Genomic DNA, 4,592 nt, shown 5'->3' with positions numbered 1-4,592 from the left:
TCGACTACCAGAACGTGCGCGCCGACTACGTCACCGCCTGGTGGAACCTCGTCAACTGGGCAGACGCCGACGCACGCCTCGCACGCGCCCGCACCCAGGGCGAAGGCCTCATCATCCCCGCCTGACCCTCTGCGTCGCCCCACGGGCCGCACAGCCCCCTTCTCGGGGTGCCTGTGCGGCCCGTGCGTCGTCCGGGTACGTCCACAGCGCACCGATCTCGGCAGCGCGCCGACCAGCACGGCTCGACCGTCGGACGTGAACACGTCGAGGCGTCCCGTCCCGCTCGTCGCCGCCGCCGGCAGACCGGGACGGTGCATGCACCGGTCAGGGTCGACGAACAAGGCGCGCTCACCTGCCGGCCAGGAAGACGGCGACGCCGGTTCCTGTTCCCGCCTCCCCTCCTCGGACGACGGAGCTCGGAGGGAGGCTGCTCGGTCCGCGTGGTCGTGGGTGACCGCACCTGTCGCCCTCGCGGTCTCTCCGATGCTCTTCCTGCTTGCCTCCGGCAGACCACCAGGGTTCTCGTCCAGGTCGAGCAGCGCCCCTTCTCCTCGATCACACCGACACTCTTCCGGCGACGCCCCAGGGCAACGATCACGCCCTGGGGCGGAGCGCCGATCGCGCACGTGAGACTCGCCCTCGTGCAACGTGAGCAGGAGTCCGCGCTTCTTGCCGGGGAACGCCGACGGGCCCCGTCTCCCAGAGGGAGACGGGGCCCGTCGTGACGTTCAGTCGATCAGTGCGCGTGCTGTCCGCGAGAGAACTCGAAGACCCAGCCCACGAGTGCGACGGCGCCGAGGACGGCGCCGATGCCGAAGATCCACCAGCCCAGGGCGAGGCCCAGGAAGGCGATCGCCGCTGCACCGGCGATGGCCAGCGGCCACCAGCTCCAGGGCGCGTACACGCCCTGGTCGCCGGCGCCCTGCTCGATGAGACCGTCCGGGTCGTCCTCTGGCCTGGCGTCGATGCGCTTGGCCGTCAGCGCCAGGTAGCCACCGATCATGGCCGCGAGGCCGAAGGTCAGGAACAGCGCTGCGGAGCCGACGGGCTCCCAGTGGCTCCAGAACCCGTAGACGAGCGCGACCAGGAGGAAGAACGGTGCGAGGAAGAGGTGGAGCCTCGATTCGACCTTCACTTGCCGTCCTCCTTCTCGCCGTCGCGCGGCTCGTCGATGATCATGGTCGAGGTCGACGAGCTGGAACGCTCGGTGCCCTCGACGCGGTCCACGGCGGCTGCGGTCTCGCCACGGCGGTCGGCATCGCCGTAGACCTGCTGCAGGACGCTCGGGTTGGGCTCCGCGTGGTCCATGGCCGCGACCTCAGGGTGGTGCAGGTCGAACGCGGGGCGCTCCGAACGGATCCGGGGCAGGGAGGTGAAGTTGTGCCGCGGCGGCGGGCAGGACGTCGCCCACTCGAGCGAGGCCCCGTAGCCCCACGGGTCGTCCACGGTGACCTTGGGCGCGTTGCGCCAGGTCGTGTAGACGTTCCAGAGGAACGGCAGGGTCGAGGCGGCGAGGATGAAGGCGCCGACCGTCGAGACCTGGTTCATCCACGTGAAGCCCTCCTCCGGCATGTAGTCCGCGTAACGACGCGGCATACCGGCCACACCCAGCCAGTGCTGGACGAGGAAGGTCGCGTGGAAGCCGATGAACAGCAGCCAGAAGTGCAGCTTGCCGAGCTTCTCGTTGAGCATGCGACCCGTGAACTTGGGCCACCAGAAGTAGAAGCCCGCGAACATCGCGAACACCACGGTGCCGAAGACCACGTAGTGGAAGTGCGCCACGACGAAGTACGAGTCGGAGAGGCTGAAGTCCAGCGCGGGGCTCGAGAGGATGACTCCCGTGAGACCACCGAAGAGGAAGGTCACGAGGAAGCCGATCGACCAGAGCATGGGCGTCTCGAACGTGAGCTTGCCCCGCCACATGGTGCCGATCCAGTTGAAGAACTTCACACCGGTCGGAACTGCGATGAGCATGGTCATGAAAGCGAAGAACGGCAGCAGGACCGCACCGGTGACGTACATGTGGTGCGCCCACACCGTCACGGAGAGGGCAGCGATCGCGATCGTCGCGTAGACCAGACCCTTGTAGCCGAAGATCGGCTTGCGGCTGAAGACCGGCAGGATCTCGGAGACGATGCCGAAGAACGGCAGCGCGATGATGTAGACCTCGGGGTGCCCGAAGAACCAGAAGAGGTGCTGCCAGAGGATGGCGCCACCGTTCTCCGGGTTGAAGATCTGCGCACCCAGGCGACGGTCCGCGCCGAGCGCGAACAGCGCTGCGGCCAGCGGGGGGAAGGCCATCAGGACCAGGAGGCTCGTGACGAGCGTGTTCCAGGTGAAGATCGGCATGCGGAACATGGTCATGCCCGGGGCGCGCATCGTGATGATCGTCGTGATGAAGTTGACGGCACCGAGGATGGTTCCGAACCCGGCCAGCGCCAGGCCGAAGACCCAGAGGTCTCCACCAGCTCCTGGACTGAACGTCGTGTTCGACAGCGGCGCGTACGCGAACCACCCGAACGACGCGGCCCCCTGCGGGGTGAAGAAGCCGGCGGAGGCGATGAGCCCACCGAACAGGTACAGCCAGTACGCGAACATGTTCAGTCGCGGGAACGCGACGTCGGGCGCGCCGATCTGCAGCGGCATGATGACGTTCGCAAAGCCCGCGAACAGCGGGGTCGCGAACAGCAGCAGCATGATCGTGCCGTGCATCGTGAAGAGCTGGTTGTACTGCTCCTTGCTCTGCACGATCTGGATGCCGGGCTCGAAGAGCTCGGCACGGATCACGAGGGCCATGAGGCCACCGATGCAGAAGAAGATGAACGACGTGATCAGGTACATGTACCCGATCGTCTTGTGGTCGGTCGAGGTGACCCACTTGATGACGGTTCGTCCGAGCGTCTGGCGCTTCGGGGCGAGACCGGGAATGACTTCGGCCTGCGCGACCATCAGTTCTCACCTTCCGTGACGACGGGCTGGTTCGGGTCCTGGAGGCGGTTCAGGTCCAGCCCGAGCTCGCCGATCTGGCCCTTGTCCTCGAGCTTCTGCATCTGGGCGTCGTACTCCGCACGGGAGACCACGGCCACGTTGAAGAGCATGCCCGAGTGGTGCTCACCGCAGAGCTCGGCGCACTTGCCGGCGTAGACACCCTCACGCGTGGGGGTGACCTGGAACTCGTTGGTGCGCTCCGGGATCATGTCCATCTTGTAGAGGAACGCGGGGATCCAGAACGAGTGGATGACGTCGCGGGAGTCCAGCTTGAAGCGGACGACCTCGTTGACGGGCAGGTAGAGCGTCGGCAGCGAGGTCGCGGTGCCCGGGGCACCCTCGATCTCGTCCTCGGAACGGAGGTCTCCGACGTTGGCCTCGTGCTGGCCGGACTCGTAGACGTCGTCCGTGAGGTAGTTGAAGTCCCAGCTCCACTGCTTGCCGATGACCTGGATCTCGACGTCAGGGGTCTCGGAGAGATCCTTGATCGCCGTCATGTCACGGTCGGTGTAGTAGAAGAGCACGAGCACCATGACGATCGGCACAGCCGTGTACATGATCTCGAGGGGCAGGTGGTAGCGCGTCTGCACGGGCAGGACGTGGTCGTCCTTGCGCTTGCGGTAGGCGGCGACGCACCACAGGATCAGTCCCCACGTGATGACACCGACGATCAGTGCCGCGATCCAGGACCCGTTCCACAGCGATGTGATGCGGGCGGTCTGGTCGGTCACCTCACCGTCGGAATATCCGGGGAGAAATCCGCGCTGAACGGTCTCACTGGCACAACCGGACGCCACCGCAGCGACAGCGACAGCGGTTGCCGTCGCTCGCAGGATGGTTCGCCGTGTGCGGCTAGGGGATTGCGAGTGCAAGGGGGGCCTTTCACTTCAACGTCCGACAGGGGGGCTCGATCTCTCCACGAGGTCCCCGCAGAACCTTCGTCCTCGACCCACAGAGCCTAGCGCTTGAATGCCCTCCCGCGCGCCGTCAACGCGCCTTGTGAACGTGACCAATCCGCCAACTTTCCCCGAAAACACGGGGTTCGGCACACCTCTGACCGTTCTGTCAGATCGTCGCTTCGCCCGAGCCTCGCGCTACCGTGCAGACTGTGAGAAGCAGCCTCGGCACATTCGGCGCATCTCCAATGAAAGTCCGCCGATCGACGGGCCCGCGGAGCACTCCCCACCGTATTCCACGCCACTCAGGAGCACATGTGACGGATACCACCACTCCCCCGCGTCGGGTCTACCTCGACAACGGGGGCAGGGCGCTCCTGCACCCCCTCGCCCGCACCGCGTTCGACCAGGCGCTCGACGACGGCTGGGCAGATCCACGTCGACTGCACGCCGAGGCACGTCGCGCGGCCGTGCTGCTCGACGGCGCACGCGAGGCCGTCGCGGCGGGCCTGGGCGCCCGCACCGAGGAGATCCACTTCTCGTCCTCGCACACCGCGTCGCTGCACGCGGCGGTCGGTGCGGTCGCGCTCGGGCGTCGGCGGGCTGGACCGGGCATCGTCGTCTCGGCGGTCGAGCGCGCGGCCGTCCTGCACGCAGCCGAGCTCGCGACGTCCTCGGTCACCCCCACCGCCCCCGACCCCTCCACGA

General features: G+C 66.9%; 5 protein-coding genes. 2 read left to right on the top strand and 3 right to left on the bottom strand.

What is annotated here, in order from left to right; all coding sequences use genetic code 11:
- Positions 1 to 125, top strand: a 125-nt coding sequence (locus OERS_RS20265) for a Fe-Mn family superoxide dismutase (RefSeq protein WP_248948798.1), incomplete at its 5' end; no start/stop codon positions are given.
- Between the two features lie 611 nt (positions 126 to 736).
- Here the strand turns inward: OERS_RS20265 and OERS_RS20260 are convergent.
- From OERS_RS20260 to ctaC, 3 genes are read right to left on the bottom strand one after another with little or no spacing between them, the layout of a single operon-like run.
- Complete coding sequence (locus OERS_RS20260) at positions 737 to 1,135, bottom strand: cytochrome c oxidase subunit 4 (protein WP_056651272.1); 399 nt, start codon at positions 1,133 to 1,135, stop codon at positions 737 to 739.
- Positions 1,132 to 2,949, bottom strand: coding sequence for an aa3-type cytochrome oxidase subunit I (ctaD, locus tag OERS_RS20255; protein ID WP_068627777.1), 1,818 nt, complete (start codon positions 2,947 to 2,949; stop codon positions 1,132 to 1,134). The genes OERS_RS20260 and ctaD overlap by 4 nt, the downstream gene beginning before the upstream one ends.
- Positions 2,949 to 3,860: an aa3-type cytochrome oxidase subunit II gene (gene ctaC / locus OERS_RS20250; protein ID WP_056651265.1), complete on the bottom strand. Its 912-nt coding sequence runs from the start codon at positions 3,858 to 3,860 to the stop codon at positions 2,949 to 2,951. Before ctaC ends, ctaD begins: the two co-directional genes overlap by 1 nt.
- Positions 3,861 to 4,201: 341 nt before the next feature.
- Here ctaC and OERS_RS20245 point away from each other — a divergent pair.
- A partial coding sequence (locus OERS_RS20245) for an aminotransferase class V-fold PLP-dependent enzyme (RefSeq protein WP_248948796.1) occupies positions 4,202 to 4,592 on the top strand: 391 nt, incomplete at its 3' end.

It is taken from the genome of Oerskovia enterophila, from assembly GCF_001692445.1.
In the GTDB taxonomy this organism is placed as follows: Bacteria; Actinomycetota; Actinomycetes; order Actinomycetales; family Cellulomonadaceae; genus Oerskovia; species Oerskovia enterophila.
Note: the sequence above shows the minus strand (reverse complement) of the source record. Positions and strands in the feature narration are given on the sequence as shown.

Coding starts and splice junctions, on each gene's coding strand:
- ctaD (WP_068627777.1), bottom strand. CDS start 2,949: ATGGTCGCGCAGGCCGAAGTCATTCCCGGTCTCGCCCCGAAGCGCCAG.